The sequence below is a fragment of the Sorangium sp. So ce375 genome, from assembly GCF_051473855.1.
Taxonomy (GTDB): Bacteria; Myxococcota_A; Polyangia; order Polyangiales; family Polyangiaceae; genus Sorangium.
Genome location: NZ_CP150335.1, coordinates 10,088,448 through 10,114,085 on the forward strand (window position 1 = coordinate 10,088,448; position 25,638 = coordinate 10,114,085).

General features: G+C 70.3%; 21 protein-coding genes. 12 read left to right on the plus strand and 9 right to left on the minus strand.

The genetic code is table 11. From position 1 onward, the window contains the following. Nucleotides 1-17: 17 nt before the first annotated feature. The 3 genes from WME90_RS37660 to WME90_RS37670 form a co-directional block, all read right to left on the minus strand. Nucleotides 18-467 (minus strand): hypothetical protein, encoded by a 450-nt coding sequence (locus tag WME90_RS37660; RefSeq protein WP_437276905.1) that lies wholly within the window; start codon nt 465-467, stop codon nt 18-20. A gap of 86 nt (nt 468-553) precedes the next feature. Then, nucleotides 554-2,143, minus strand: coding sequence for an IS1182 family transposase (locus WME90_RS37665; RefSeq protein ID WP_437276906.1), 1,590 nt, complete (start codon nt 2,141-2,143; stop codon nt 554-556). A gap of 83 nt (nt 2,144-2,226) precedes the next feature. Next, nucleotides 2,227-3,243 carry a hypothetical protein gene (locus WME90_RS37670; protein ID WP_437276907.1) on the minus strand — a complete coding sequence of 339 codons (1,017 nt, stop codon included), beginning with the start codon at nt 3,241-3,243 and terminating at the stop codon, nt 2,227-2,229. Between the two features lie 588 nt (nt 3,244-3,831). Here WME90_RS37670 and WME90_RS37675 point away from each other — a divergent pair. Further along, on the plus strand, nt 3,832-3,969 hold the full coding sequence (locus WME90_RS37675) for a hypothetical protein (protein WP_437276908.1): 138 nt from the start codon (nt 3,832-3,834) through the stop codon (nt 3,967-3,969). A gap of 23 nt (nt 3,970-3,992) precedes the next feature. Here the strand turns inward: WME90_RS37675 and WME90_RS37680 are convergent, their stop codons facing one another. After that, nucleotides 3,993-5,510 (minus strand): hypothetical protein, encoded by a 1,518-nt coding sequence (locus WME90_RS37680; protein ID WP_437276909.1) that lies wholly within the window; start codon nt 5,508-5,510, stop codon nt 3,993-3,995. A gap of 488 nt (nt 5,511-5,998) precedes the next feature. Between WME90_RS37680 and WME90_RS37685 the strand changes: the two genes are divergently transcribed. Continuing rightward, nucleotides 5,999-6,451 (plus strand): hypothetical protein, encoded by a 453-nt coding sequence (locus WME90_RS37685; RefSeq protein ID WP_437276910.1) that lies wholly within the window; start codon nt 5,999-6,001, stop codon nt 6,449-6,451. Nucleotides 6,452-6,545: 94 nt separating this feature from the next. On the opposite strand, the gene WME90_RS37690 is transcribed toward WME90_RS37685, so the two are convergent. Continuing rightward, nucleotides 6,546-7,250, minus strand: coding sequence for a helix-turn-helix domain-containing protein (locus WME90_RS37690; protein ID WP_437276911.1), 705 nt, complete (start codon nt 7,248-7,250; stop codon nt 6,546-6,548). Nucleotides 7,251-7,813: 563 nt separating this feature from the next. Between WME90_RS37690 and WME90_RS37695 the strand changes: the two genes are divergently transcribed. Both WME90_RS37695 and WME90_RS37700 read left to right on the plus strand, forming a co-directional pair. Beyond that, nucleotides 7,814-8,845, plus strand: coding sequence for a serine/threonine-protein kinase (locus tag WME90_RS37695; RefSeq protein ID WP_437276912.1), 1,032 nt, complete (start codon nt 7,814-7,816; stop codon nt 8,843-8,845). Nucleotides 8,846-8,931: 86 nt separating this feature from the next. Continuing rightward, nucleotides 8,932-10,599: a serine/threonine-protein kinase gene (locus WME90_RS37700; RefSeq protein WP_437276913.1), complete on the plus strand. Its 1,668-nt coding sequence runs from the start codon at nt 8,932-8,934 to the stop codon at nt 10,597-10,599. 49 nt (nt 10,600-10,648) lie between these two features. Here WME90_RS37700 and WME90_RS37705 read toward each other — a convergent pair whose 3' ends face one another. Continuing rightward, nucleotides 10,649-12,892 carry a cyclic nucleotide-binding domain-containing protein gene (locus WME90_RS37705; protein WP_437276914.1) on the minus strand — a complete coding sequence of 748 codons (2,244 nt, stop codon included), beginning with the start codon at nt 12,890-12,892 and terminating at the stop codon, nt 10,649-10,651. A 176-nt stretch (nt 12,893-13,068) separates the two neighbouring features. Between WME90_RS37705 and WME90_RS37710 the strand changes: the two genes are divergently transcribed. From WME90_RS37710 to WME90_RS37735, 6 genes are all read left to right on the plus strand, one after another. Then, nucleotides 13,069-14,205: a hypothetical protein gene (locus WME90_RS37710; protein ID WP_437276915.1), complete on the plus strand. Its 1,137-nt coding sequence runs from the start codon at nt 13,069-13,071 to the stop codon at nt 14,203-14,205. 88 nt (nt 14,206-14,293) lie between these two features. Further along, on the plus strand, nt 14,294-15,292 hold the full coding sequence (locus WME90_RS37715) for an NAD-dependent epimerase/dehydratase family protein (protein WP_437276916.1): 999 nt from the start codon (nt 14,294-14,296) through the stop codon (nt 15,290-15,292). Nucleotides 15,293-15,350: 58 nt separating this feature from the next. After that, a complete protein-coding gene (locus WME90_RS37720; protein ID WP_437276917.1) occupies nt 15,351-16,259 on the plus strand; it encodes a hypothetical protein in 909 nt (302 codons plus the stop codon). Continuing rightward, nucleotides 16,256-17,407: a peptidase MA family metallohydrolase gene (locus WME90_RS37725; RefSeq protein WP_437276918.1), complete on the plus strand. Its 1,152-nt coding sequence runs from the start codon at nt 16,256-16,258 to the stop codon at nt 17,405-17,407. The genes WME90_RS37720 and WME90_RS37725 overlap by 4 nt, the downstream gene beginning before the upstream one ends. Then, nucleotides 17,389-18,225, plus strand: a complete 837-nt coding sequence (locus WME90_RS37730) for a CPBP family glutamic-type intramembrane protease (RefSeq protein ID WP_437276919.1) — start codon at nt 17,389-17,391, stop codon at nt 18,223-18,225. Before WME90_RS37725 ends, WME90_RS37730 begins: the two co-directional genes overlap by 19 nt. A gap of 393 nt (nt 18,226-18,618) precedes the next feature. Beyond that, nucleotides 18,619-19,386, plus strand: coding sequence for a hypothetical protein (locus WME90_RS37735; RefSeq protein WP_437276920.1), 768 nt, complete (start codon nt 18,619-18,621; stop codon nt 19,384-19,386). An 84-nt stretch (nt 19,387-19,470) separates the two neighbouring features. Here WME90_RS37735 and WME90_RS37740 read toward each other — a convergent pair whose 3' ends face one another. After that, the gene (locus tag WME90_RS37740; RefSeq protein WP_437276921.1) at nt 19,471-20,379 is read right to left on the minus strand and encodes a zinc metalloprotease; all 909 of its coding nucleotides are present in this window, start codon (nt 20,377-20,379) and stop codon (nt 19,471-19,473) included. Nucleotides 20,380-21,127: 748 nt separating this feature from the next. Between WME90_RS37740 and WME90_RS37745 the strand changes: the two genes are divergently transcribed. Together WME90_RS37745 and WME90_RS37750 are read left to right on the plus strand one after the other, a co-directional pair. Next, entirely contained in the window at nt 21,128-21,580 is a 453-nt protein-coding gene (locus WME90_RS37745) for a Fur family transcriptional regulator (RefSeq protein ID WP_437276922.1), read from the plus strand. A gap of 195 nt (nt 21,581-21,775) precedes the next feature. After that, entirely contained in the window at nt 21,776-23,626 is a 1,851-nt protein-coding gene (locus WME90_RS37750; RefSeq protein WP_437276923.1) for a permease, read from the plus strand. A 142-nt stretch (nt 23,627-23,768) separates the two neighbouring features. Here WME90_RS37750 and WME90_RS37755 read toward each other — a convergent pair whose 3' ends face one another. Together WME90_RS37755 and WME90_RS37760 are read right to left on the minus strand one after the other, a co-directional pair. Further along, the gene (locus tag WME90_RS37755) at nt 23,769-24,116 is read right to left on the minus strand and encodes a hypothetical protein (protein WP_437276924.1); all 348 of its coding nucleotides are present in this window, start codon (nt 24,114-24,116) and stop codon (nt 23,769-23,771) included. A 158-nt stretch (nt 24,117-24,274) separates the two neighbouring features. Then, nucleotides 24,275-25,366 (minus strand): serine/threonine-protein kinase, encoded by a 1,092-nt coding sequence (locus WME90_RS37760; RefSeq protein WP_437276925.1) that lies wholly within the window; start codon nt 25,364-25,366, stop codon nt 24,275-24,277. Nucleotides 25,367-25,638 lie beyond the last annotated feature (272 nt).

Consider the following 25,638-nt stretch of genomic DNA (forward strand, 5'->3'; position numbering starts at 1 on the left):
CACCTCCGATCGAGAAACTATTTACCAACCCGTCTCAGGTCGATCTTCGTCACGACAGCGCTGAACTCGCCCGGCGTCGCGACCTTCAGCTCCTCGCCAAAGTCCAGTGTTCCGTCGTTGAGCCCGGCAGCCACGATGGCCTTCGTCGTCGGATCCGTATCGATGCCAAGGATCATTTGCCCTGCCGAAGAATCACCGAAACGTCTGCTCCAGAGGTGTTCCCCGCTGTCGCTCAGCTTTGCGACCACCCAGTCCGGATCCTGTCTACCGCCAAGCAACCCGCCCCCGAAGTCTACGGCGCCAGCGATCCCGGTGCCGAGCACGATGTCTCCAGCGGCGTCGACGGCGATCCGAGGCCCATTGGTGAGACCACTGCTGAAAGAGTCCCAGTCATCCACCTCGAACTGGGCCGAATCATCTCCGAAACTCAACGACCACAGGTGGTTTCCTGCGGACGAGAGCTTCACGAGCAGGAGATCTGAATCGGTCGACCCGCTGGTCTGCTGGGCGCCTAGAGCGGCGAACACATTGAAAACGATTAAATTACGGTAGGTTACGCTGCCTGCTGCATCAGGCGTTGGGCCGCCTCGAGATTCTGGATCGCTGCTGCGCGCCGGAGGTCGAACAGATTTCTCCTGGCGCCGATGTAGCGTGCAGTGTGGCCCTTTCGTGCCGCGATGTGGGCGAGCGCATGCTCCACAGCCACCCGCTGGCGGAGCACGGCGCGACCTGCCCCCGTCTGCTGTAGCTTCCGGAATTTGCGCTGCAAAGCCTCGTCCTCCGCGATGGACACGGTCCGTCCCCGTCCCGAGGCGGCTTGGGTGCACCTGGCTCGGAGGGGGCACGCGCCGCACTCCTCAGGATCAAACTCGACGGTGTCGCCCGGCTCGAATACCTCGACCTGTCCGGCCGGACAGGTGATCGTCTTGGTGCGCAGGTCGATCTTGAAGTCGCGCTTGCTGAACAGGTTGGGTCTGCGAGCACGCTGTCCCCAAGGCTTCGAGAACACCTGGCCACCGTCGCGTATCACGTCGTCAACGACGGGACTGTTCACATAGGCGCGATCGATATGGAGCTCGCCGAGGCACAGCCGCTGACGTTGGATGTCCTTGGCGATCGGTGCGGCCCCCTCTTCTTCGGGGCGATTCGCTGGCGTGACAGCGCAGGCGACGATGACGGGAAGGTCCAGGTCGCGTGCGATATGTTCCTTGTAGCCATCGAACCTCTTCGAGCGGCTCTTTCTTCCGTGGCGCATCTCGGCGTCCTCGATGGAGACACGGCGGTCAGCTGCAACACCTTGACGGATGCGAACGGTCCCATCCTCAGCCGTTTCCAGGTCTTGGTCCCGAACCTGTGTGACCGCATCCAGATAGAAGCGGAGCGGCTGCTCGACAACGTCGTCCAGATGGCGGTCCACCCACTGCTGCAGGGACGAGACCTGCCGCTCCAGGATCTGAATCGCCGCCGCCTTCTGTCTCGGGTCGCTCCAATCGAGATCGAGCCCGGCCTTGATGCTGGGAGCCAGAAGCAGCGGGATGCCCGCCTTGCGACAGATCTCCTCGGGCGGGCGCTCCGTGATCTTCGACACGACGCGGACGATGCTGCGTGCTGCATGGCCGAGCAGGTTGATCGTGTCCTCAACCCGCCCGGCTCCCGCTAAAGGGCGGCTATCGATGGCCACGCGCAGCGCTTTGGACACCGCCCGCTTCTCGCTCTCCGTCATCGCGCCCGACCGAACGAGCGCCACGGTCCGCTCCAGCAGCATCCGGTCCATCTCATGCTCGACCATCCGCTCTCGGAACGCCTGCAGCGCGCCCTGCGCGAACGCGGGCGTGGCCGCCCCCAGGCAACCGAGCACCATCTGCCAGCGAAGGTCGACGATCGACAGCTCCACCGCCTCGGCATCTGATGCGCCGACGTAGCCTTGGAGCAGCGTGACCATGCACATCAGCGCCGGCGGATGCGGCGGCTCACCTGCTCCCGTGGTCCGGTACATGCTCTCCAGCTGCTCCTGGAACGTCTCGTCGAATAGCTCGTGCCGGTGCAGCCTGAGAAAGCCGAACAGGGCTCGCACCCGATTCAACCGTTTCATGAGCGCCTGTTCCTGCCGCGACAGCTCCACCGGCGGCAACCATCGTTCCATCCGTGCACCTCCAGGCGCGGACGAGATCATGGCCCGGCGAGGCCGTCGAGCCTTCCATCGAAGCGCTCGGGATTACCACAAAATCAAACTGATCGGTCCTCTAGAGCGCCGTGCGTTTCGAGCTCGATCGCTCCTCTGAAAGCCCCGACGGCAACGACGTGGCCTCGTGCGTCGACGTCGACGTCGCTCACCAACGAGTCGCCCTCGCCTCGAAGGAACGCTATCCAATCCATGTTTCCGGTGGATACGATCCTGACAAGGAAGGCGCCGGCGCCCGACGGGCTTTCGAAGGAGCGCCCGCTGAAGACCGACTGGGTGGATCCGACGAACCGCCCCCCCACAACGATGCTACCGTCAGGGTCCGCAGCCACCGCGGTGGCGTCGATGGTCGCCGTCATCGTAGCATCTTCGGGATCGCCCAGCTGACGACTCCAGCGCTCCTTGCCCGTCATGGAGTCCAGCCTCAATATGAAGGCGTCTCTGGCAGCTGTCCTCAGAGTTGATGATCCGAGGTTTACTTCGCCCTCGAAAGCGCCCACCAGCACCACGCCCCCATCGGGAGTAGCCGCCACCCCCAACGCGGAGGCCTCCCCCGTCCCGGTGAATAAGTTACGTTTCCAGCTCAGGTCGCCATTAGGCAAAAACCTGGCCACGAAAGCGCCAGTTCCGTCCGAATTGGGCGACACAAGGGGATCTCCATCGCCGAGATCAATGCCATCCTCATAGCGACCTGACACAATGATACTGTCGTCCGGCAGAATCGAAATATAGGAGGCAAAGACACCGTCCGAATTGTCCACCATCAGCCGCCGACTGAAAACGTGGTCGCCGCCAGGATTCAACTTGGCAAGAAATATATCCATACCGGACGATATCAATGGCGGACCGCCGAAGTCGGTGGTATCTCGAAAGAATCCTGACAGGACGATGTTCCCCTTGGAGTCTAGATGAACGCTCGTGGGGACGACCAAATCGCCGCTCTCGAAGCTCTTCGCCCAGAGCGCTCCAGTGCACGAATCTGCGTCGCAGTCCTCGAACTCATCGAGGCCCAGGACCTCAGCGCATGACGCAGTGCCCAGGAGGGCATAGAGAGCGAGCATATTGGTGACGCGAACGATGGGAGGAGATGGCGAAGCGCGGCGCATGGTGACGTATGAGGCCCCAGGCGATTCCAGCCGTCAAGGGCGAAGCGAGCAGCGCAGAAGTCCTGCTCGCTCATGCCGCAAGGTATCGTCGCGCGGCACCTCCGTCGAGCAGGAGTCTTCGCCGCGGATGGATCGGTCCGAGCACGTTCGACAGGCTGACGCGATCGCCGTGCTCGGACGCGCGTTTCATGCATGCGTCCACGGCGCTCGCGGCTTCGGAGAACTCGATTGTTGCCCGGAAGCGACGCCGACCTCGGGGCGAAAGAGTCTGCCAGCGCTGGCACCGCGGCTCTTCATGAACCACCATGACTCCACTTGGCGGCGGGACTTGCTTCAGCGGCGGGCAGACACAGGGGACGAGGGCGCCCCTCGCTCGTGCGAGGAGCCGGGCGCCAGCTGGGAGGGAACGGAGGGACCGGGGGCAGCGGCTACGACGACAGCGGCATCGGCGGTAACGGCGGCCGAGGTGGCGACGGCGGCCATGGCGGCCCTGGCGCCGGGGGCGGAGGCGGGCCGAGCGCCTGCCTGGCGCGATCCGGCAGTGTGACCTTCACGTTTGCGGACAACAGCTGCACGACGGGCGCCCCCGGCCATGGCGGCACCGGCGGCACGAACCCGGGGGGCGGCGCCGCAGGCGCAGGGCGAGACGGGACGGCCGCGGCAAACCTGCAGATCAACTGACCAGCGCTGCTGAGTTCGAGAAGCTATCTCCCAACCCGTCCCAGGTCGATCTTCGTCACGACAGCGCTGAACTCGCCCGGAGCCACGACCTTCATCTCACTGCCCAAATCCAGCGTTCCGTCGTTGAGCCCGACGGCCACGAGGGCTTTCGTCCCCGGATCCGTGTCGATGCCGACCACCGCTTGCCCTGTCGCAGCATCACCGAAACGCCTGCTCCAGAGGTGCGCTCCGCCAGCGCTCAGCTTCGCGACCGTCCAGTCGCGGTCCTGTCTGCCGCCGAGCGGCCCGCCCCCGAAGTCGACGGCGCCCGCGACCCCGGCGCCGAGCACGATGTCGCCAGCAGCGTCGGCGGCGACGTGAACCCCGAAAGATGAAAGAAACTCGACGTCCGATCCAAGAATACCTGAATTGGGTTCCACGCCTAACTGGGGCGAATCATCGCCGAATGTCAATGACCACAGATGATTCCCCGCGGACGAGAGCTTCACGAGCAGGATATCCGAGTCCGCCGGTCCGCTGGTCTGGTGGGCGCCTCGCACCCCGTGAGTCTCGACGGCAATCGCTCCTGCGAGAGCCCCGGCCGCTAGGATATCCCCTCGCGCATCGACGTCGATGTCAGTCACCCAGGCATTCCCCTCCCCTCGGAGGCCAACGGTCCAATCCCGCTCCCCCGTGGACGAGAGCTTGAGCATGAAAGCGCCAGCCCCCGACGGGCTCGGGCCGATGCTCTTGTCGAAGCCGGCGTCGGTGAATCCCGTGAACCGGCCCCCTACGACGATGTTACCGCCGGGATCCACCGCGACCGCCTTGGCCTCGAGGCTCGTCGTTGCCGTGGTATATTCAGGGTCGCCCAACTGAAAACTCCATAGCGGACTACCCGTCTCGCCGTCCACCTTTACAATGAAGGCGTCCTTCGATGCTGCAGTCGTCAGGGTTGACGAACCCAGGCTCACCTCGCCTCTGAAAGAGCCGACCAGGATCACGTCACCGTCGGGCGTAGCCGCCGAATCCAGGACAGCGAGGCTACCCGTGCCCGTGAATAAATTGTGCCGCCAGATCAACTTATTGTCGGACGAGAACCTGGCCACGAAACAACCACGCTCATCGAGAGTGGGCGCCGTGATGGAATCGCCAGCGTCAAACTCGATCGCTTGCTCGTACAGGCCCGACAAGACGATGCTGTCGTCAGGCAGCACCGAAAGACGCGATCCCAATGCGCCATCCAAGTCGTTCACCCGCAGCCACCGGCTGAAGGCATGGCTACCGTCCGGCTTCAGCTTGGCGAGAAAGAAAGCGAAATTGGACGATATCAGCGGCGGGCCACCAAAATCAACAGTGCCTTGAAAGACTCCTGAGAGGAGGATGTCTCCCTTCGAGTCGAGCCGAGCGCTCTCTGGAAAGACCACCTCATGGCTCTCGAAGCTCTTCGCCCAGACCACTCCTGAGCAGGAATCTTCGTCGCAGTCCTCGAACTCGTCGAGGCCCAGGACCTGAGCGCACGACGCAGTGCCCAGGAGGGCACCGAGGACGAGCACGCGCATGGCGCGGACGAGGGGCGGAAAAGGCGAAGCGCGGCGCATGGTGACGTATGAGGCCCCAAGGCGTCGCGTCCGTCAAGGGTGAAGCAAGATGCGAATCTGCCCCGCTCGCTCGCGGCGGAGGGCACCTTCGCGTTCGCGCGCGGACCAGCTTGAGCGGCGGGCAGGCACGCGAGACAGCATCGCTATATGGAACATGGCCGAGCCCGTCCTGCTCACGCTCGCACGACCCCGCTCGTCGCCAGGTCAACCATCGTGACCGCTGCACACCCGGCCTCGCCTGGGCGCCGCTCGATCGCGCGCCCCGGGCAGAGCGGCCCGTCGCTATCGTGGACGCTCGTCCGCCCGGGGCGCCGGCGCATCCAACGCTGTGGAGGCCCCTCCGCTAGACTGGAGCAAAGCGACCCCCACCCCGATGAACGCGTTGCGACCGCACGCCGACCGGCTAGAACGGCTCCCGGAAGCAACGTGCGCCGACGACAGGAGCCCCCATGACCACCGCAATGCAGATGCCCATGATGCCGCAGACGATGTCCCCCATGATGGCGACGCCGGAGATGCTCGCTGGCGCATCCATGATGCCCGGCATGATGGGCATGCCGATGATGCCCATGATGGGCATGGGCACGCCGATGACGCCCATGATGGGCATGATGCCCGGCATGATGGGCATGCCGATGACGCCCATGATGGGCATGATGCCCGGCATGATGGGCATGATGCCCAGCATGATGGGCATGGGCATGCCGATGATGTGCAAGATGTCGTGTGAGATGACCAAGGACGGAATGATCTGCAAGATGATGCCGCCCGAGGGCATGTCGATGGACATGCTGAAGGAGCGCTGCGAGGCCATGACGAAGATGATGTCCGCCGGGATGCCCATGATGATGATGTGCGGCGGGATGCCCATGATGATGTGCACGCCCGCCACGACCAAGTAGCGCGGCCGCGAGGCCTCCTCGGAGTAACGGAGCGCCGGCGTTCCAGCGCCTCTCCGGTCCATCCACCGCTCCTCGGGCAGGAGCGCGCCGCGCCTCAGGGCGCCGACAGCGAATATGTCATCACCAGGTACATCAGGGAGTCGACGTTCGCCGGGTTGCGGTAGACGTGCGGGACATCCGCCTGGAACACAAGCACATCCCCTGTCGCCAGCAAAAATCGCTGTCCGTCGACGCTGATTTCGACGGTGCCGTGACACACCACGATGTTCTCGGTCGTTCCGGGCGGGTGAGGGTCGGCGTTCTCGACGCCGAGGGGAGCCAGGCGCAGCTCATAGAACTCGACCGTTCGCGGTGCATCGAACGGGAAGAGGGCGCGCGAGGTGAACTTGCCGTCGTGCGACGTCAGCCGCTTCGCGCGATCGCCGCGCAGCAGCATCGGACCGCTCGCCGAGCGATCGCTGACGAGCGCCGAGAACGGCACGCCGAGCGCGCGGGCGATCTTCCACACGACGTTGATCGTGGGCGCGCTGCGGCCGAGCTCGACCTGGCCGAGCATGGCACGGCTCACGCCGGAGATCTTCGAGAGCCGCTCCAGTGAAAGGCCGCGCCGCGTGCGCAGCCGCCGAAGGTTCTCCCCGACGACGTGTGTGAGATCCGACGGCGAATCGGGGTGAGCGACCTCATAGGTCCACGCCTCATCCAGCTCCTGCGCGCCGGGTCTGGCCTGCTGCACGTCGAGCGCGACCGGCAGCGCGCCGTTCCCCCGGGGAAGGTCGCTGTTCTGTCGGACGGATCTCATATCAGGATGGGCGCCACTTTACACGGGATCTCGGGGCCGGAAAACCAACCAAATTCGTCGCTGTGTCATGATGTGGAGACGCTCATCAGGTGATTTCTGTCACGTCTCAGGATGACGCCTGAACCCAGCCGCAACGTCCCTGTCACATCTGCCTTCCTCTCGGCGTGTTTGCCTTCCCGAGCAGCGTCGCGCGTCCTCCCAGCGCGCTCCCCGCAGACTCCCTTCCCGCCTCCCCGCAGACGCTCTCCCCGCCTCCCACAGGCTGCGTCCCGCTTCCCTGCCGGCTGCCTCTCGCTTCCCTGCAGGCTGCGTCCCGCTTCCCTGCCGGCTGCCTCTCGCTTCCCCGCAGGCTGCCTCCCCGCCGGCGTCTTCCCCCGCCCCCTCTTTCCCGCAGGTCGCGTCCCCAGGGCGCTCGCGCTTCCCCGCTCCGCGTCCGGTCCGGCTCCGACCGGCAAAGCCGGCGGCGCCCAACCGTCCCTACCGCCAGCGCGCCGAAGCGGCTACAACCTAGGCTCGCTGTGCGGCACGCTGACGCAGCGCGCTCGAGCACCGAGGGCTTGCCGATGGACCACGACATCGACGACGTGATCGACGGCCGGTACAAGCTGATCGAGGTGGTCGGTCAGGGAGGCCACGGCGTGGTCTACCGCGCCCTGGACCAGCAAACCGGCACCCACGTCGCCGTCAAATACCTGAGATCCGAGTTCGCCAGCGATCCCGCCCTGAAAGCCCGCCTGCGGCGCGAGGCGCGCGCCATGGGGGAGCTGGCCGGCACCAGCGCGACGCAGGTCTTCGCCTTCAGCGAGGCGCCCGACGGCACCCTCTACATCGTCATGGAGTTCCTGAAGGGCAGCGATCTCGAGACGACGCTGCGCCGGCTGGAAGCTCGGAACCAGCGGCTCCCGCACGACGAGATCCGCGAGCTGTTCCGCCCGATCGTCGACACCCTCGACGCCGCACACGCGCGCGGCATCGTCCACCGCGACCTGAAGCCCGCGAACATCTTCGTCCTGGACAGCGACACGGGCGTTCCTTCCTCCCCCTCGCCTCACCAGGGAGGGAAACCGGCGCGTGCCACCCACCCCGCGCCGCCCGCCGACGCGCAGGTCCGCGCCACGGAGGACGGCCCGCAGGGCCACGCGGACGCAGCGGGACGGGGGCGGGTGCGCTTGCTCGATTTCGGCCTTGTCAAGGTCATGCAGGCCGACCCCCTCACCCGCGAGGGAGCGATCCCCGGCTCGCCCAGCTACATCGCGCCCGAGGTCTGGAAAGGCCGACCCCAGGAGATCGATCACCGGATCGACATCTATTCGCTCGGCGCGGTGCTCTTCCGCGCGCTCGCGGGCCGCCTGCCGTTCACCGGCGCGAGCCGGGTCGACATCCTGCTCGCCGCAGCCCGCGGCCCGCGGCCGAGCCTGCACGCCTCCCGGCCCGACCTGCCTCCCGAGGTGGACGCCTGGGTCGCTCGGGCGCTCGCCGTCGCCCCCGAGGAGCGCTTCCAGGACGTCCGCGCGCTCTGGAGCGCGCTGGAGCCGCTGCTCGAGCGCGCCGATCCAGCCGGAGGCGAGCCCGCCGGCGCCGCGATCCGGCGCTGAGCACGTTCTCAGGCCCTACCGCCTTGCGACGCGGGAAGCGGCGCTGGTAGCGTGTTGCAGACCATGCCTCATTCGAGGGCCGCAGGATGAGCTCCTCGCCCGGCCTGTTGCAGCCGAACACGCGGTTTCGCAACCGTTATCAGGTGCTTCGCGTCATCAAGGCGGGCGGCATGGGCGCCGTCTACGAGGTGATGGACGACGTCACCGCGACGCGCCGCGCGCTCAAGGTGATGCTGCCCAGCCTCCTCGACAGCGAGGAGCTGCGCGCCCGCTTCGCCCTCGAGGCCCGCATCACCGGCATCATCGAGAGCGACCACATCGTCAGGACCTCGGACGCCGGGGTCGACGACGACACCGGCACCCCGTTCCTCGTCATGGAGCTGCTCCGGGGCGAAGAGCTCGGCAGCCTCGTCAAGAAGCGCGGCGCCCTGCCCGCCGAGGACGTCGCGCTCTACCTGTTCCAGGCCGCGCTCGCGCTCGACAAGACGCACGCCGCGAACATCGTCCACCGCGACCTCAAGCCGGACAACCTGTTCGTCACGGTCCGCGACGACGGGTCGCCGTGCGTGAAGATCCTCGACTTCGGGATCGCCAAGGTCATCGAGCAGCACCACGCCTCCACGCTGACCCGGCAGATGCTCGGAACGCCCGTGTACATGGCGCCCGAGCAGATCCGGGCCGAGCGCAACGTCGGCCCGCGCGCCGACATCTACGCGCTCGGGCACGTCGCGTACGCGCTCCTCGTCGGCGAGTCGTACTGGGCCCAGGAGGCCGAGGCGACCCCGTCCCCGTACATGCTCGCGGGGGAGCTGCTGCGCGGGGCGATGGAGGCCCCCAGCGCGCGCGCGGCGCGGAGGTCCTCGGCTGCGCTGCCGAAGGAGTTCGACGGCTGGTTCCTCAAGGCGACGGCGCTCAAGTCGGAAGACCGCTTCGAGCGCGCGTCCGTCGCGGTCAGCGCGCTCGCCGCCGCGCTCGGCGTCCCCGTCCCACGGGCCTCGCGCGTCGTCCTGCTGCCGGAGCCGCCGGCGCCCTCGCCGAACCCGAGCCCGACCGACCCGACGCTGCCGTCGAAGCCCGGAACGGCGAAGGGCTTCGCGGAGGTGCCGACGGTCACCGTGCCGGAGCTCTCCACGACGCCTCCTTCGCACCCCGCTCCGCCCTCGCTCCCGAGCCCGCCCCCGCGCTCGGTTCCGCCGTCGCCCTCGAGTCCGCCTTCGCGCTCGGCTCCGCCGTCGCCCCCTGCATCGCCGCTCGCATCGAAGCTCGCGGAGACCCGGCCCCGGACGCCGCCCCTGGACCCGCCGGGCCGGACGAGCATCTCCGGCAGCGAGTCGTCGAGGCGGTTCGATCTCACGTCGCGGCGCGAGCGCATCCCGCAGCGGCGGTTCCACGTCAGGGCCGACGCGTCGACCGGGGTCCTCCACGTGAAGGTCTGGGGGTTCTGGGACATCGACGAGGGCAAGGCGTACCTCGACGATTTCCGCCAGAAGGCCGCGACGCTGCTCCACCTCGGGAAGCCCTGGTACGTGCTCGCCGACATCGCGGACTTCCCTCCGCAGAGGCCCGAAGTGAGCCCCTACGTCGAGCAAACGATGGCGTACGCGGTCGAGCACGGCATGCGCAAGGCGGCGAACCTCGTGAACAGCGCGCTCTCGAAGATGCAGATCTCCCGCCTCTCGGCTGCCATGGGGCTGCCCGAGTACTCGTTCTTCACCGCGGAGGCCGACGCCCTCGCGTGGCTCCTGAAGGGCTGAGCGCGCAGGGGCCGAGCGGCGCCGGCCGGCCACGCGGGGTCGAGCGCGATCAGCCGAGGACGAAGCGCCGGATGCGCCCGGCGAGGCTCCGCACCTTCTCCTCGGCCTCGAGGTAGCGCTCGGCCGCGTCGCGCAGGTGGGCCTGACGCGACGCCATGAGCAGGCTCAGCTCGATCACGAGCTGCGGGCGCGCCTCGATGATCGGCTGCAGGGCCTCCTTCGTGATCTGGTAGAGCACCACCTCGTCGACGGCGCGCACCGTCGCGGTGCGCTCCTCGCCCGTGAGCAGCGCGAACTCCCCGAAGACCGCGCCCTTCTCGAGCGCGGCGACCGTCGAGTCCTGCCCGTCGGGGTGCCGCACGAGGACCTCGACGGCGCCGGACGCGACGACGAACATCGACGAGTCCCGCTGCCCCTGCAGCACGATCCGGTCGAGCGGGCCGTACTCGATCCGGCGCGCCTTCGTGGCGAGCTTGCGGAGCTCGCGATCGAGCAGCGGCTTGAAGACCGGCGTCCTCCGGAGCAGCGTCATCAGGTCCTCGGCGCTCGCCTCCCGCGTCGCCTGGCTCGGCTCCTCGAGCTCGATCGACGGCGCGGTCCCGTGGCCATCGCGTCGCTGCAGCGCGGCGAGGTGCGACGGGTTCTTCTCCATGTACGCCTCGAGCAGGCTCGCGTTCCGCGGGATGCACTCGTCGCCCGTGTAATCCATGAGGTTCCGCTCGGCGGCCCACCGGGCGACGTCGTTCATCGACTTCCGGTACTGCCGGCACGCCGCGGGGAAGATGCCGTCCTGGTCGCCGAAGAGCCCGGTCAGCGCCTCGGGCATCAGGCTGAGCCCGAACAGCCGCATGTCCCCCCGCTGGTGCCAGAGCGCGAAGTCGCGCCACCGCGGATCGAGGTGCGCGAGCTCCGGGAACGCGAGCACGTTGTTCTTGAGCACCGCCCGCTCCGCGTCCCGGAACACGCGGTGCCACGTCTCCTGCGCGTTCCACAGGTTAGGGCCGGCGAGCTCGATCGCCTTCTGCAGGTCCGCGTGGTGCGCGTGCAGGAAGGCGAGCGTGGCCTTCTGCTTGCGCATCAGGTTCGTCAGGCTCACGGGCCCGGCCGAGAAGAAGCCGGCCGCGCGCGGCGCGATGTGCCGCATGTCCCAGACCTGCGCCCACGCGCCGACGTCGATCGACGCGCGGATGGGCGCGAACGCCGCGCCCTCCTCGAAGGCCTCGCGCTCCCCCGGCGAGAGCATGTCCGGGTAGTCGTGCTTCACGGCCTCGAAGATGCCGAGGCACGTGAGCAGCTCGAGGTAGAGGCCCACCCGGAGCAGCCAGCGGGGGTCGGGGAGGTTGCGCCGGTGCTGCTCGAGGTCCTGGTGGATCGCCCGGAGGTACAGGAGGGCCTTGTCCATGCCGATGGTCAGCACGGGGAACCACGGGTGATAGCCGACGTGGAGCTCGTCGATCCCGAGCGCCCGCTGCTGGATCTCCGTGTCCGCCTTGACGAGCCGGTCGAGCAGGCGCGCATAGAGCGAGCCGAAGCGGCCGGTGTCGAAGACCTCGATGTCCGTCGACTCCGAGGAGACCGTCCTGCCCGCCTCGCTGAGCTTGATCTCGATCCGGAGCTGCTGCCGGAACAGGCTCGCCAACGTGAACGGCTCGGCGCCGTCGGGGATGCGCCGCCGGAACGACTCGGGCAGGTCGCTCCAGGCATAGCCGCCGCCGGTCTCCTCGCCCGGGGGGTGCGGTACGAGCTGCCGCGCCGGCGCGATGGTGGCGACGTAGACCGTCTGATGGAACGAGTTCCACGGGGCGGGCTCGAGCATCGGGACGGGGTAGGACGAGGTCGAGACGATCTGCGGGCTGAGCGGCACGTCCATGAGCCCGGGCACCGGGCATGGCTCGCCGTCGCCGGGGCTCGCGGGGAGGAACCAGGCGGACATGGTCACCTCGAACGGCCGCTCGAAGGGGGCGACGAACGCGTAGATATCGCGCAGCCTGTAGAGCAGCCACACCTCGTCGCCCAGCTCCGACGGGTCGCCGGAGGTGTTGATGCAGCCGACGCGCTCGCTGCACCCGTGCCCTGGATAGAGCGCCTCGTCGACAGGGCGCTTGCCGGGCTCGAACGGGATGAGCTCCAGCGACGGAGACAGCTCGGCCGACTCCTCCTCCGGGCTCTGACGCGCCTCGAGCTGGCGCAGGTACTGGCGGACCCGGGCGAGCTTGTCCTCCCAGTCCATGCCCTCCACGCGGCTCATCAGCAACCGCTTGAACTGCCTCTGGAACTCCTTCGGGGTCATCATCCTGCGTCCACCTGAGTTGCCGGGGGCCGGACAGGCCCTCCGCGAGAGCTTACCGGCTTCGCGCGCGCGGCGTCGTGTGATCAGCGCAGCGCGCGGTGCTCCGCGATCAGGGCCGAGACCACGTCCGTGCGAGCCACTTGCAGCGCCGCGCCTCGGAAGGTACGGGCTCAGACCCTATGGCTATCGAGATCCGCGAGCTTCGGAAGGGCGACAAGAAGGTCCTCAAGGACTTCCTGAACGTGGTCGACACCGTCTACGAGGGTGAGCCCAACTATATCCGCCCGCTCGATTTGGACATCTCCGATCGGCTCGACAAGAAGAAGAACCCGTTCTTCGAGCACGCCGAGGGGACGGCGTGGGTGGCCTACAAAGACGGCCGACCGGCGGGCCGGATCACCGCGCAGGTCGATCACGAGCACCTCCGGGTCCACCGCGACGACACCGGCTCCTTCGGCTTCATCGATACGATCGACGACGCCGAGACGGCCGGGGCGCTGCTCGCCGAGGCCGCGAGCTGGCTGCGCGCGCGCGGGATGAAGCGCATGCGGGGCCCCTACTCGCTCTCGACCAACGAGGAGATCGGCTGCCTCATCGAGGGCTTCGAGCTCCCGCCGGTGATGATGATGCCCTACCACCGGCCGCACCAGGGCCGGCTCATCGAGCAGGCCGGGCTCGAGAAGGTGAAGGACCTCTACGCGTGGGGCTATGAGGTCGGCAACGTCCCCGCCCGGGCGCAGAAGGCCCACGCCGAGGTCCTGGCGATGCCGGAGGTGCACACGCGCTGCGGCGATCCGAAGAACCTGCTCCGCGACATCCGGATCCTCATGGACGTCTACAACGACGCCTGGAGCGACAACTGGGGCTTTGTCCCGATGACCGAGAAAGAGCTCGTCAAGTGGTCGAAGGACGTGCGGCTCATCCTGATGCCCGAGCTCACCAAGATCACGTTCATCGACGGCGAGCCGGCCGCCGTGTCGCTCGGGCTGCCCGACCTCAACCAGCTGATCAAGGATTTCCACGGCAAGCTCCTCCCCACCGGCATCTTCAAGCTGCTGTGGCGGCTGCGCGTGCGCGGCCCGAAGCGCGGGCGCCTCGTCGTGCTCGGCATCCGCAAGAAGTGGCGCCACGTGCGGCGCTACGCCGGGCTCAGCGCCTTCCTCTACGTCGAGATGAACCGCGCGGCGCATCTGCTCGGCATGGAGGGCGGCGAGCTGGGGTGGACGCTGGAGGACAACGCCGCCATCAACGCGGGCATCCGGCTGATGGGCGGCCGGGTCCACAAGAAGTACCGCGTCTACGAGCGGGCGCTGTGATGGACGCGGGCGCCGGCGGCTCGACGTGGGCGCCCGCGCCTCGCGGCGGCGGCGGCGCGCGCTGGGACCGGAAAGGAGAAGCGGATCGATGAGGGTGCTTGTCACGGGCGCGAGCGGGTTCCTCGGCTCGCACGTCGCCGAGCAGCTCGTGCGGCAGGGCCACAGCGTCGTCGCCCTGGTGCGGCGCTCGTCGGACACGAGGTTCCTGTCGTCGCTGCGCGGCGTCGAGCTCGCGTACGGCGCCGTCGAGGACGCGGAGAGCGTCCGCCGCGCGGTCGTCGGCCCGCCGGGCGTCGACGCGATCGTGCACTCGGCCGGGCTGGTCAAGGCGCGCGACGAGGCGGAGTTCTTCCGGGTCAACGTCGGCGGCACGCGGAACCTGCTCGACGCGGCGAAGGCGGCGCCGGCCGGGGCGGTGCGGCGGTTCGTGTTCGTCTCGAGCCTCGCGGCCATCGGCCCGAGCCTGGACGGGCGCCCCGTCGCCGCCGACGCGCTCCCGGCTCCCGTGACGCGCTACGGGCGCTCGAAGCTCGAGGCCGAGCGGCTGGTCCTCGCCGAGAAGGGCGCGTTGCCCGTGGTCGTCGTGCGCCCCCCGATGATCTACGGCCCGCGCGACCAGGAGTCGTTCGCGTTCTTCCAGAGCGTCGCGCGCCGCTTCCTCCCGATGCTCGGCGACGGCAGGAACACGCTCAGCGTCATCTACGCCTCCGACGCGGCCGCGGCGTGCATCCGGGCGATCGAGAGCGACGTGCCGAGCGGCCGCGCCTACTTCATCGACGACGGAAGCGTGTACGTGTGGCGCGACATGCTGGCGGACGTGGAGGCGGCGCTCGGCGCGCGGGCGCTCGTCCGCGTCGGCGTCCCGTTCTCGCTCATGCGCGGCGCCGCGCTCGCGAGCGAGGGGCTCGGCCGCCTCACGGGCAAGGCCGTGATGCTGACGCGCGACAAGCTGAACGAGCTGTCCGCGTCGCACTGGGTCTGCGACTCGAGCGACGCCCGCAGGGAGCTCGGCTGGGCGCCCGAGGTGGGCTGGGCCGACGGCACGCGCCGAGCGGTCGCCTGGTACCGCGAGCACGGCTGGCTGTGACGTGACGCCGCGCCGCGCGCCGTTTGACGCTCGCCCGCGCCCTCCGTACGGTAAACGCATGTCCCGCTGTCCGCCGGCTGCCCCGGGCCTCGTCGCGATGGCGCTCGGCCTGGCGGCGGCGCCCGCGCGGGCCGCGGAGCCACCTCGTGACGGCGCGGCCGCAGAGGCTCCGGACGCGGGCACCGCGGCGTCGGCTCCGCGCGCAGCGCCGGGCGCCCCCGCGGCGCGGTCGGCCCTGCGCGGCGCTGTCGTGGTGGCGGTGGACGAGGCGAGCGCCGAGGCGGCTCGCTCGCTCGCTCGCGCGATCTACGGCGACCCCGCGCTTCGCCCGCCCATCGACGAGGCGACCGCGCAGGTGCTCGCCGGCGATCCGCCGCGGCCCGACGCGCCGGCCGCCGTGAAGGAGCTCGCGGAGGTGCGTCGCTCCGCCGGGCGCGCCGAGTCCGAGCCGGTCGCGCGCGGGCTGCTCGCGTCGCTCGGCGCGGGAGCGGGCGCGGCGCTCGTCGTCGCGGTGAGCACGGCGCACGACCACCCCGTGGCGCGCGTGCTCCGGGTCGCAGGCGCGAGCTACGCGCCGCTCGAGCTCGGCGCGACGGTCCAGCGATCCGCGGACGGCGCGGCCGCCCCCGCCGTAGCGACCTACGACTGGCCCGGCGCGAGCGCGGCCGTTCACGCGCTGCTCGCTGGAGACGAACGAGGCGGAGGCGCGGCGGGGCGCGCCGCGACGCAGCCGGCGCCCGCATCGCGGGGCGGGCCGGTGGGTCCGCGCGCCGACGTCGCCCCCGCGGCGCCGGAGGCCTCGCGCAGCGGCCGCGGCTCGCCGGAGCGGCGCTCGACGTGGACTTCCCCCTGGTTCTGGGGGCCGATCGCGGGCGTCGTTGCGACGGGGATCGTCGTGCTGGTGCTCGCCCAGACGGGCAGCGATGACGGCGACACCGTGCACCTCCGGGGTCGGATCGCGCCATGACGCGCTCCTCCCGGCGCAGCCCGGCGGCGTTGGGGCTGAAGCTCGCCGCGTGCTTGTGCGTCGCGGTCTTCGCCGCGCCCGCGCGGCTCGCCGGCGCCGCGCCCCGCGTCTACGACGCGCCCGCCGCGTCGGTCGACGCCAGCGCCGCCCCCGCCATCCCGCCGCCCCCGCCGGCGTACCACACCGAGGATCTCGGCTGGATCGAGTTCGCCTATCACCCGTCGACCCGCGACCGCGTCCGCCCCTTGATCGCCCGCGCGGGCGACATACGCGCCGAGCTCGGCGCCCTGCTCGGCCGCAACGTGCTGGCCGCTCCTGTGAAGGTCCGGATCGCGGATGTGCCTGCCGAGCTCGACGATCTCGTGCCCGGGGGCCTCGCGGGCCCCGCGACCGCCGTCTCGTTCGGCGCGCTGCGGCTCGCGGTCCTGAGCGCCTCTCCGCGGCTCGGCGTCGAGACGCCCGATCTCGAGGGCGCCTTCCGCCACGCGCTCGCGCACCTCGCGCTGGACGAGGCGACGGGCGGCGCCGTGGTCCCACGATGGTTCCACGAGGGGTTCGCCGCCCACGCGGCCGGCGACCGCGTCGCTCGGCGCGCGCAGGCGCTCTCGGTCGCCGCGCTCCGGGGGCGCCTCCTTCCGCTCGACGAGCTCGAGGCGAGCTCGCCGGGCGCCGAGGAGGCGGCCGGCTCGCTGGCCTACGCGCAAGCGGCCGACGTCGTTCGCTTCCTCGTCGATGGCGAGCGGCGGCAGGGCTTCGCGCGTGCCCTGGCGCACGTGCGCGCCGGCGTGCCGCTCGAAGCCGCGCTCAGGGCCGCCTATGCCTCGACGGGCCGCGAGCTCGAGCTCGCGTGGCGCGCCGACGTCGCGCGCCGCTACGGCTTCGTCCCCGTGCTGGCGGGCTCGCTGCTGGTGCTCGGGCTGCTCATCTCCGGCGGGCTGGCCGTGCGGCGGCGCCGCGCCAAGAGATCGCCGCCGGCTCCAGCGCCGCGCCGGAGGTTCCGCGCGGCGCCGGAGGCGCGCCACCGGCCCGCGCGCCCGTCCACGGTCCAGCTCGTGGCCACCCTGGGCGCGCGTCACCGCAACGAGGCCGACGGCGACGCGGACGTCCCGAAGGTGGAGCACAACGGCCAGTGGCACACGCTCCACTGAACGCCGCGGAAGAGGCCGATCCTCGGCCTGGTCCCGCCGGTCCGAAGCGCCGCCTCACGGAGCTCGCGCTCGGCGCGGCCTGGCTCGTCGGCCTCGCCGCGGGCCTGCAGATCGTCTCCGTGCTCCTGTCGTCGAGCCCGCTCGCGGCGGCGCTCGCCGGCGCGGTCGTCGCCGACGTCGTCGCGGCGCGGGCGGGCGTGCAGTGGACCGATCCGCTCGAGCGGGAGGGCCCAGATCGCCGCGCGCGCGTCGCCCGTCGCGTCGGGCTCGGCGCGGCGCTGGGCGCGCTCGCCGTGCTGCTCACGCTCGGCGCCTCCGTGGTGCTCGGGTGGGCGACCGTCGAGGCCGGGGCGCCCTCGGTGGGCTTCGGCTTCGCCGTGGCGCGCGCGATCGCCCTCGCCGTCCGCGACGAGCTCCTGCTCACCGGCATCCCGTTCGCCGCCGCGGCGCGCGCCGGCCTCTCGGCTCGCGCCGCGCTGGTCTTCTCCGCCCTTGCTCACGGCGCCGCCCTCGGGCTCGCGCCGGGCGCGTCCGCGTCGAGCTTCGCCCTCGCGACCGCGCTCGGCGCGCTCGCCGCGGCGCTCTTCCTGCGCGGCCGCGGCGTGTTCGCGGCGGTCGCCGTCCACGCGAGCTTCACCGCGCTCGCGGGCGCGGGCCTGCGCGGCGCCCTGCTCGATGCCACGTGGGTCGACGGCGCGCTCGCCACCGGGACGCAGGCCTTCGGCCGGCCTGCCTGGCTCGGCGCGGCCTTGCTCGCGATCCTCGCCGCGCTCGCCCTCCGCGCCGGCGCGCCGCAGCCCGATCGTCCGGCGCGGTGAGCGCCCTCGCCCCGCACCGCCGCCCCGGGGCTCTCGCCGCCTCGCCGGCATGAAGCGCGCCTCGCCTGCGTTGTAGCTCCGGACGGCGGCGCTGGAAACGCCGTGTCCATCGCGGCGGCGCACTCGGCCTCTCCCGTTCCACCTCCGGCGTCCGGCTTCCAGCGCTCGGCGCGTCACATCCACCGGACCGACACCGACATTTCACAGCGCCGTGAGAGCACGTGCCGCGCGCCGCAGAGCGCGGGCGGGAACGCGCAGCGTCCCACAGCGCCTCACCCCTCGGACACGGCTATGTCATATTTCAGCGCAGCGCGTCAAGCGCACATTGACGCGGCGCCTTCGAGGAACCAACTCTTACGTATGCATTGCGAAAGGATCCTTCGGATTGCGCCGATGATGCTGCTCGCGCTCGTGTCGACGGGCTGCGGCATGGCGACCATGATCGACACGAACACGCGCTCCATCCAGGCAACGACGGAGGAGATGCGGCGGACCCGCGCGACGATCGAGGATTCGAATCAGACGCTGCGGAGCTCGCAGGAGAGCATCGATCGCCTCGCCGAGCTGCGTCAGCCGATGGAGAAGCTCGCCGAGATGCAGGCCGCGATGGATCGGCTCGCCGAGCTCAAGGGGTCGATGGACGCGATGCAGCGGAGCCTGAAGGACACCGCGAGCCTCGAGCAGTCGATGGATCGGCTGAGCGAGATGAAGGCCACCATCGCCGCGATGAACGAGAGCCTCGCGGGCATCCGCGGCCCGCTCACGGACGTCGCCGCCCTGAACGCGCCGATGCGTGACGTCGCCGCCCTGAACGCACCGATGCGCGACGTCGCGGGGCTGAAGCAGCCGATGGAGCAGGTCGCGACGCTGCGTGAGCCGATGAAGGAGGTGAGCAAGCTGTCGGCGCCGATGGAGGAGATCAGCCAGCTCGGTGGCGACTCGTCGCGCCAGACCGGCCTCGTCGCCCTCGGCCTGCTCGGCTGGGGCGTCGTGACCTTCCTCGGCGTGTACTTCGGCGTCCAGGCCGGCAACCGCCGCCAGCAGCGCCTGGCGCAGGGAGACAGGGATTCGAGCGTGGGGCCGGCGCCGGCCGAGCCCCCGCCGCGCGTCCTCTCCGAGAGCCGGAGCTTCGAGCGCCGGGCCCAGATCAAGTCGATGTAATCGACTTTAACGGACGCGCTGTCCAGCCGGCGAGCGGCGGAATCGCCCGCCGCCCGCCGGCCCCGCTCTCACATCATCCACCGATCAACGATACGCATCCCAGTGAGCCGACATGCGATCGGCCTGCCCTGCTGTGAACCCATCCATGCAGGAGTCGTCGGTGTAATCCATGAAGTTCTGGACCGGGTCGAGCCCACCTCCCCGGCAGCTGTCCCTGTTCAGCGGGCAGCCATACGCGGCGCTGCGCTCGGACGCCGTGTCCGTGACGCCGTCACCGCTCTTGTTGCAGCCGCCTTCGAACGTGTGGAAGAGGCCGAGCCAGTGACCGACCTCATGCGTGCCCGTGTCTCCCTCGTTGTACGGCGCCGCGTTGCCGCCGGGCAACGTGGAATAGAGCAGGACGACGCCGTCGTCGGTCGGACGGGCCGCGTAGCCTGAGGGGAACGTCGCCCAGCCGAGCAGACCACCGCCCGGGTTGGCCGTATAGAGATTGAGGTGATCTGGCCCACCGATACGGAGAGCCGCCTTGGCCTGCCGCTCGGCGACAGAGCCCGACGACATGGTGTACCAGGTCGCGTTCGTCGTCCGATCGACGGAGGACAGCGTGAAGCTGAAGCGGGTGTTCGCGTACGCCTCGTTGAGCACATCCATCTGCGCTCCGATCATCGCGTCCGTCACGTCGCCGTTCGACAGGCCCAGGCCCTTTCTGATGACGTGGACGTGCACGGGGATCTCGACGGGTGTGCCCGCCGAGAACCCGAGGGCCACCTGGCTGCGGACGAACTGCTCGACGGCGTCCTTCTCAACATCGCTCAGCTCGACCGTGGCGCAGCCGCGCCGCAGCGGAGCCGGCGCATCCTCGACCTGCTCAGGCTCGACGTCGGCGACGGCCGGCGCATCCTCCGCGGGGGTCGAGGGGTCGGCGCCGCACGCGGCGCCCAAGGCAGCGATCAAGACTAAGGCAAATACATCCGCACACGTCCGAGCTCGCATGGACATTCTCCTTGGTTCGGTCCCCGCAAAGGAAGCATGAATATATATCCACGATCACAATCGGTTCAATTCCAAAAGGGATGATTCCACCGGAGACGATAAAGGAAGATTCCACGTCTTGGTCGTTCTGGTCGTCTTGGTCGTCTTGCGTATCTTGCGCCCTCTCGCCGAACACCGACAGGATCCCCCTGGCCGCACCGAGGCGACGCGGCGCCTTGGCCTGCGCGGAGCGGACACGTCGATTGCTCCAACTTGGAGCGATCGCTCCATTATGGAGCACGCATCGGGAACGGCCCTGACCGAGGGAGCGGCCATCGACTCGAGATCAGACGAGGGTGACCTGGCCGTTCCACCTGTTCCATGTCCTCCGCGCCTTCGGGGCAGGCCGAGGACCTCACCCTGGTTTCGAGGAGCTTTCCCGAGGAGCGCCGCGCCGCGCGCCCATCCGCCTGGCCTGTGCAGCTCGAGCGACGCTCGAAACTAGGCGCACGACGTTATCCAACTCTCCGCCTGCCACATTCTCTCGGCGCCGGGTCGGCGCTCGCCACCACCGGCCCGCTCGGGTCCGCGCCGCCCACGCGCTCCGAGCGAGGCCAGACACCGCGCACTCGCTGACGGGGCGCGTCGAGCTCGGCGGCGGTCGAGCGATCTCGCTCGCGACGGCGCGCGGCCGACCCGGGCGCCGCGCGGCCGACGGGCGTCGTGCATCGTGATTGCAGTGCTCTCCCTGCGACGGTAGATGTCTCGCATGGCGCGTTCGAAAGCAGGTCAGTCCGCGGAGCAGCTCCGAGAGCAGATCCGGGCGACCGGCCTGCGAGCCACCTCGCCGCGCATCGCCGTGTTGCAGAGCCTCGGCCGCTCGAGGACGCCCGTCAGCCATGCGGAGCTCGCTGCTGAGCTCGCCCCGAAGGGGTGGGATCGCGCCACCATCTACCGGAACCTGATCGATCTGACCAACGCCGGGCTCGTGCGCCGCACCGACATGGGCGACCACCTCTGGCGGTTCGAGCTGCGGGAGGCCACCGGCAGCCACGCGACGGACGAGCACCCCCACTTCATGTGCGACACGTGCGGCGATGTGCTCTGCCTCCCTGACGAGAGCATCGAGATCAAGGCGGCGCGCGGCGCGCCGCGCGCGTTGCGCCGGAAGGGCCTCCAGATCCAGATCAAGGGTCGCTGCGACCGGTGCGTGCAGGCCTGAGCGGCTGAGCAGCCCTCGGCCGCGAGCATTCCCGGTCGCCGGCGGCGCTCCGCCCCCGGCGGCTCCCAGCGCCGGGAGCCCCGAGCCGCGTGAACGACGCGCCGTGCGGCGCCTGCCGGCCGCTGGTGCATCTTGGTTGCAACATCAATTTGATATTGATTAGGCTACGCGGCTCGGGCATAGCCCCCCGGGCCCATGCTCGCGCTCGTCGTCGTCCTGTCGATCGCCGGCCTCGCCGCGGGGCCTCTCCTCGTGGCGCTCGGCCGGCGCCGGGCGCTGCCGACGTCGGCGCTCGACGGGCTGACGCTCGGCCTCGTGCCCGCCCTCGTCCTCTCGCGGCACCTGCCGCACGCGGTCGAGGAGATCGGCCCGCAGGCGATCGTCTGGACGGCGCTCGGGTACCTGGCGCTCTGGCTCACCGAGCACCGGCGGCGTGACACCGGCGAGGTGCTGGGGCGGGAGATCGCGTTCTCGGCGCTCGCCGTGCACGGGTTGCTCGACGGCGCCGGGCTCGCGCTGGCCGTGGCCGCGGCCGACGGCAACGCGGACGGGGTGCTCTTCGCGAGCGCCGTCGTCGTGCACCGGCTGCCCGAGGGGCTGTCGCTCGCGGCGCGCTTCCTGCCCGCCTGGGGGTGGCGGCAGCTCGCCGCGCGCCTCGGCCTCCTCGGGCTGCTCACGCTGCTCGGCGCCCTCCTCGGCCAGCGCGCCATGGCGAGCCTCCCCCACGAGTCGCTCGAGGGCTTCATCGCGTTCGGCCTCGGCGTCCTCCTGCGGCTCGTGGTCCACACGCACGAGGCGCCGCCCCGGGGCGCGCGCGCGCGGGCGGCGAGCGCGATCGCCTTCGCCTCGGGGCTCTGCGTCGCGCTCGCGCTCCCCAGCCCGGAGAGCTGCTTCACGAGCGCTCACGCCTCCGAGCTGTCGATCGCCGAGTCGCTCGTCCCGCTGTTCGTCGAGACGGCGCCCGCCGTGCTCGCCGGGCTCGCTTGCGCGGGGCTCCTGCGCGCGTTCGCCCCGCGCGTCCTGCATCGCCCGACCGGGTGGCTGCGCGGCGGCGCGCCGCCGCCCCAGGCCGCCCGGGGCCTGATGTCCAGTCCGCCGCTGCCCCTCTGCGTGTGCGGCGTAGCGCCGCTCCTGCAGCGGCTCCCGCGCGCGCCGGTCGCCGCGGTCGCCGCCGTCGTCGTCTGCGCCCCGGCGCTCGATCCCGGCGGCGCGCTGCTCTCGCTGCGGGTGCTCGGCCTGCAGCTCACCGCGGCGCGCGTTGCGGGCGGCGCGCTCCTCGCCGTGGTGGTCGCGCTCCTCATCGCCAGGCTGACCGGAGCGAGAGGCTCGGCCGCTGCGCCCCTCGGCGGCGCGCCGCCCTTCGCCGCCGGGATCGCGGCGTCGCCGCGCGCGCGGCTCCGCGCCGCCGTCTCCGAGGCCGTCGGTCCAGCGCTCGATCACGTGGCCGCGTGGTACGTCGTGGGCCTCGCGCTCGCCGCCGTCCTCGAGGCGGCGGTCGCGCCTGCCGCCGCGCGTGCGCTCGGCGCGCCTGCCGACGTCCTCGTGAGCGCGCTCCTCGCGGTGCCCGTCCGCATGTGCGCGCTCGGCGCGGCGCCGCTCGCCGCGGTGATGATCCACAAGGGGCTCTCGGTGGGCGCGGCGCTCGCGTTCCTCGTGGTGGGGCCAGCGACCCACCTCGCGTCGCTCGCCGCGCTGCGCCGGTCGCTCGGCGCGCGCGTCTCCGCCGCGTCCGCGCTCTCCAGCATCACCTTCGCCGTCGCGCTCGGTCTCGTCGCGAACGCCCTCGTCCCCCGCGCGGCGATCCCGGACCTCCACGAGCTCGCGTCCCAGGAGCGCTCCGCCGTCGAGTGGGTCTGCGCGGCGGCGCTCGGCGCGCTCCTGCTCTCGAGCTTCGCGAGGCTCGGCCCCCGCGCATGGTTCGGCGGCATGCGCAGCGCCGGTGACGCCCGTGCGTCCGGACCGGAGGAGGCGCACGCGGCCTGCGCACACGCGCATCACTGCGGCGCGAGCGGCGCACCGGACGATCACAGCGCGCCGCTCAGCTGACGCACGTCGACCTGTCCAGAACGTCGCTTCAGGAGACCTCGCTCGCCGGTCTCCCGCACGCGCCGCTCGCCGGTCTCCTTCGCGCGCCGCCCCGCGGCATCCCCCTCACGCGCCGGAGCTCCGGCGCGGCGCGACGCGGCGATCACCCGAGCTGGACCGACCCGTGGTGATCGCAGTGATCGCCGTGGGGATGGTGCAGGTGCGCGCCGACGAGGTAATCGAAATGATCGCCGTGCGGCACCGCCGGGTGGCCGCAGCCCGCCCCGTGCATGTGCGCCGCCTCGTGATCGGCGCACGTATGGCTCGGCGTGCACGTGTCGGGGTTCTCCTTGCCGACCGAGAGCACGTGCTCATCGAAGTGGTCGCCGTGCGGATGATGCAGGTGTCCGTCGTGCAGGTAATCGACGTGGTCTCCGTGCCGCAACGCCTGATGTCCACATCCCTGCCCGTGAACGTGGGCGTGCGCTTCGTGAGTGCGGTGGTCATGCATCGACTTGCGTCCTTTCCAGCAATGCCCGCTTCGAGCTCATGGAATGGCTCGAAGTGGGGCCAACATGGGGCCCCGATACGCACTGCCGCAAGGCGCGACCTGACGCGCCTCCCGTGGACACACACACCGCGCTCGCTCGCCCTCTCGGGCCGCGTCGCTCAGCGGATCCAGTACCTGCCGATGAGCACGAGCACCATCGCCCAGAGCACCACCCCGACGCCCGCCGCGACGAGCATGGCCGGCGGCAGCCGCCTGCCGTGCTGCACGAGCCGCCCCAGCGTCCCGGTGGCGCCGCCGCCGCGCACCGCCGCGCTCTCCGTCTCCGGCGCGAGATCCGCGCTTCCACCGAGGCTGGTGTCCGAGGCACGCCGCCCGTTCTGTCCCCGGAAGCGCGCGGCCCGCAGCTCGCGGAGCACGGCCTCGAGCTCCTTCGCGACCGCGCCCGCCGAGGCGATCCGTTCGTCGCGCTCGCGGCGGAGGCAGGCGTCGACGAGCTGGCAGAGGCGCGGCGGGAGCCCCGGCCTGCGCGCGATGATCGGATCGCAGTCCTTGCTCAGGATGCGAACCATCAGCGCGTTGTAGTTCGGCGCCTGGTGCGGCAGCGTCCCGGTCAGCGCCTCGTACATGACGACGCCCAGCGACCAGAGGTCGGCGCGGGCGTCCACGTCCTCGCGCCCCGCGGCCTGCTCGGGCGACATGTAAGCCGGCGAGCCGACGACGCAGCCCGTGCGCGTCAGCGCGAAGTTGTGCTCCTTCTCGAGCACCTTGCTGATCCCGAAGTCCAGGATCTTCCCCACCCGCTCGCCCAGGTGGTTGCGGTGTACATAGATGTTCGCGGGCTTGAGATCGCGGTGAACGATGCCTTGCTGATGAGCCATGTCGAGCGCCCGCGCGAGGCCGAGAAAGACATCGACCAGCACCTCGGGCTCGATGGTGTGCTCGCGCTGCAGCCACTCGTCGAGCCCCTCGCCGACGAGCAGCTCGAACACGAGGAACGGAGAGCCGTCCTCGGCCTGACCGAGGTCGAGGATCTCGACGATGCTCGGGCTCCGCAGGCGTCCGCTCGCCTTCGCCTCGTTGAAGAAGCGCTGGAGCGCGACGGCGTCCCCGGCCACGTCGGGGCTCATCACCTTGAGCGCCACGTCGCGGTCGATGAGCACGTTCTTCGCGGCCCACACCGACCCGCTGGAGCCTCGGCCCAGGAGCTTCACGAGCCGGTAGCGGGACTGGATGAGATCGCCGGGGTTCACTGCTGCGCCGAGGTGTCGCTGGGGAGCTGGAGGAAACGGACGAACCGGGGACCCTAGGAGGAGCTGCCTTTAACACCGCCCCCGTCGGAACTGGAGCGGAGGATAGCCCGACCCATGGACGAGCGGTACCGCGGCGCGGCGAACTCCAGCAGGAAGCAAAAATTCGCGAGCCGAGGAGGCGAAAGCCCGCCTCAACGCCTCTGCAAGCGCAGAGATCCGCCGATTTTCCGATGCCATGACGCTTCGATTCGGCGTCATCGGCGCTCGATGAA

Excerpts from the sequence above, each read along its gene's own strand:
- WME90_RS37665 (WP_437276906.1), bottom strand. The coding sequence starts at position 2,143 with ATGGAACGATGGTTGCCGCCGGTGGAGCTGTCGCGGCAGGAACAGGCG.
- WME90_RS37670 (WP_437276907.1), bottom strand. The coding sequence starts at position 3,243 with ATGCTCGCTCTCTATGCCCTCCTGGGCACTGCGTCATGCGCTGAGGTC.
- WME90_RS37680 (WP_437276909.1), bottom strand. The coding sequence starts at position 5,510 with ATGCGCGTGCTCGTCCTCGGTGCCCTCCTGGGCACTGCGTCGTGCGCT.
- WME90_RS37685 (WP_437276910.1), top strand. The coding sequence starts at position 5,999 with ATGACCACCGCAATGCAGATGCCCATGATGCCGCAGACGATGTCCCCC.
- WME90_RS37690 (WP_437276911.1), bottom strand. The coding sequence starts at position 7,250 with ATGAGATCCGTCCGACAGAACAGCGACCTTCCCCGGGGGAACGGCGCG.
- WME90_RS37695 (WP_437276912.1), top strand. The coding sequence starts at position 7,814 with ATGGACCACGACATCGACGACGTGATCGACGGCCGGTACAAGCTGATC.
- WME90_RS37700 (WP_437276913.1), top strand. The coding sequence starts at position 8,932 with ATGAGCTCCTCGCCCGGCCTGTTGCAGCCGAACACGCGGTTTCGCAAC.
- WME90_RS37705 (WP_437276914.1), bottom strand. The coding sequence starts at position 12,892 with ATGATGACCCCGAAGGAGTTCCAGAGGCAGTTCAAGCGGTTGCTGATG.
- WME90_RS37710 (WP_437276915.1), top strand. The coding sequence starts at position 13,069 with ATGGCTATCGAGATCCGCGAGCTTCGGAAGGGCGACAAGAAGGTCCTC.
- WME90_RS37715 (WP_437276916.1), top strand. The coding sequence starts at position 14,294 with ATGAGGGTGCTTGTCACGGGCGCGAGCGGGTTCCTCGGCTCGCACGTC.
- WME90_RS37720 (WP_437276917.1), top strand. The coding sequence starts at position 15,351 with ATGTCCCGCTGTCCGCCGGCTGCCCCGGGCCTCGTCGCGATGGCGCTC.
- WME90_RS37725 (WP_437276918.1), top strand. The coding sequence starts at position 16,256 with ATGACGCGCTCCTCCCGGCGCAGCCCGGCGGCGTTGGGGCTGAAGCTC.
- WME90_RS37735 (WP_437276920.1), top strand. The coding sequence starts at position 18,619 with ATGATGCTGCTCGCGCTCGTGTCGACGGGCTGCGGCATGGCGACCATG.
- WME90_RS37740 (WP_437276921.1), bottom strand. The coding sequence starts at position 20,379 with ATGCGAGCTCGGACGTGTGCGGATGTATTTGCCTTAGTCTTGATCGCT.
- WME90_RS37745 (WP_437276922.1), top strand. The coding sequence starts at position 21,128 with ATGGCGCGTTCGAAAGCAGGTCAGTCCGCGGAGCAGCTCCGAGAGCAG.
- WME90_RS37750 (WP_437276923.1), top strand. The coding sequence starts at position 21,776 with ATGCTCGCGCTCGTCGTCGTCCTGTCGATCGCCGGCCTCGCCGCGGGG.
- WME90_RS37755 (WP_437276924.1), bottom strand. The coding sequence starts at position 24,116 with ATGCATGACCACCGCACTCACGAAGCGCACGCCCACGTTCACGGGCAG.